General features: G+C 47.8%; 1 protein-coding gene and 3 tRNA genes. 1 reads left to right on the forward strand and 3 read right to left on the reverse strand.

Annotated elements, in window-relative coordinates; all coding sequences use genetic code 11:
• Nucleotides 1-56: 56 nt before the first annotated feature.
• The 3 genes from AXW79_RS02760 to AXW79_RS02770 form a co-directional block, all read right to left on the reverse strand.
• Nucleotides 57-131, reverse strand: a tRNA-Gln gene (locus AXW79_RS02760).
• Nucleotides 132-171: 40 nt separating this feature from the next.
• Nucleotides 172-246: transfer RNA gene (locus AXW79_RS02765), tRNA-Gln, on the reverse strand.
• A 13-nt stretch (nucleotides 247-259) separates the two neighbouring features.
• Nucleotides 260-336, reverse strand: a tRNA-Met gene (locus AXW79_RS02770).
• A gap of 379 nt (nucleotides 337-715) precedes the next feature.
• Here AXW79_RS02770 and AXW79_RS02775 point away from each other — a divergent pair.
• Entirely contained in the window at nucleotides 716-1,840 is a 1,125-nt protein-coding gene (locus AXW79_RS02775) for a DUF6538 domain-containing protein (RefSeq protein ID WP_011898461.1), read from the forward strand.
• Nucleotides 1,841-1,916: the final 76 nt, after the last annotated feature.

The following is a 1,916-nucleotide window of genomic DNA, read 5'->3' on the forward strand; positions in this document are numbered from 1 at the left end:
GCTTGGCGATACCCCAACAGTGATGTCTGACAAAGACTGTCAAACACCTTTAAAAATGGCTGGGGTACTAGGATTCGAACCTAGGAATGGCGAGATCAAAACCCGCTGCCTTACCGCTTGGCGATACCCCAACAGTGATGCCTGATAAAGACTATCAAACACCTTTAAAAATGGCTGGGGTACTAGGATTCGAACCTAGGAATGGCGAGATCAAAACCCGCTGCCTTACCGCTTGGCGATACCCCAACTTCAGAAATAGTGGTGGCTATGACGGGATTCGAACCTGTGACCCTCGCATTATGAGTGCGATGCTCTAACCAACTGAGCTACATAGCCAACCGTGCTTCCAGTGAGTCGTTGCCTCGTCACTGTGCGGGCCGAATTATGCGTATCTGGCTCTGGGGCGTCAACCCTTTTTTTGTCAGAAAAACCGAATTTGGGTGCGTTTGGCGAGTTATTGGTCGCTGTCGTGCAAAAGCCCAACAATCTGGTTTTTTTTACGACATTTGCCGGAAGATGCCCGACAAGTACAGATAGAAAAGAGGCCAGCAAATGCTGGCCTCTCATGGGATTAGACGTTGAACAGGAAGTTCATGGAAAACACGGCGTAAAGCGCTGATTTCCTTTTCAATCATGTACTTAGCGATGTGAGTTGCTATGCGAGGTGTTATTAACACTGAGCCTAGGTTATCACAGACCTAAGGAACATTTGAACATGAAGAGCAAAAAGCAGAATCCAAATCGTCACCTCTGGCTACGAAATAACACTTGGTACTTGCACTGGAACATCCCCCGAATATTGAGGGATGATCCTTTCTTTAGCGGGCGTTCAATCTTCAGCAAGTCACTTCAAACGGAAGACGTTTATGAGGCTCGTAAAATGCGGGATCTAATGGTCTCGAAGTTTCAAGCGATGGTAACGGCCAAAAAAGTACACGCACGACGTTCAGAGTTCATGGCGGCCTATGCCGAGGCGAGCCGAGCGAAGAAAACGTTAGAGTCACAGCTAGCTTATCTCGACGACTTTGCCGCGATTGATGCTTATGACGCCCTAGAATCTGCATTCGATGTGGAAGCTGTTTTGGAGAAAGGTGATGTTATCAAGGCTGATGCCTATCTAGCTGCGATACACGGCAAAAGCGAGCTAGTCGAGAAGTACAGCATCACCTTGGAAGAAGCCGCTTGGGGTTTCATTAAAGAGCATGAAGGAAAGGTCGCCAAAGCAACATTGAGCCGTGTAAAGAATGCAACTCAGAGCCTAATTACTACCTCGGGCAATAAGGACATCCGTCTGAACGAATTGGATAGGCGGCAGGTCACTCGTTGGATCAATAGCATTAGCGATACTGTAAGTGACAGTACACGAAAAGGCTACATTGCAGCATTACAGAAGATGTGGGACTGGAACTGGCTGCATGAGCATGTGGAAGGAGAGAGCCCATTCAAAGGTGCAAAGATTGAGTATCAAGGCGATGGGAGCAGTTACCAAGAGTTCACTATAGAGGAGATGGAAGAGATCGTTCGGCTGGCTGATGCCCAGGAACGAGCATTGATTTACTTTGGGCTTGTGACTGGGTTCCGATTGAGTGAATTGGTAGGGCTGAATCCGGATAGCTTTGTTGTTCTGGAAGGTGTCACCGCGATCAAGACTGGGAAGGGGAAGACAGAAGCTTCAGATCGCGTATTGCCGCTCCCAAGGCACTTATGGAAAGAGCTTCAACATTGTGTCGATGTAAAAATGTGGTCAGAGAGTTCGGTCGATGCGTGGTCACAGCGTTTCGGTAAGCTAAAACTCAGGGCTACTGGGAAAAGGGATCGGTCAAAATGTTTGAGCCTGTAAATAATTCTGTGTAACTGCACACTCCATTACAGGTGACCTTTCAGGCGATCACCGAACTCGATCATAAAGCGATTCA

The organism is Aeromonas salmonicida subsp. salmonicida, assembly GCF_001643305.1.
Taxonomy (GTDB): Bacteria; Pseudomonadota; Gammaproteobacteria; order Enterobacterales; family Aeromonadaceae; genus Aeromonas; species Aeromonas salmonicida.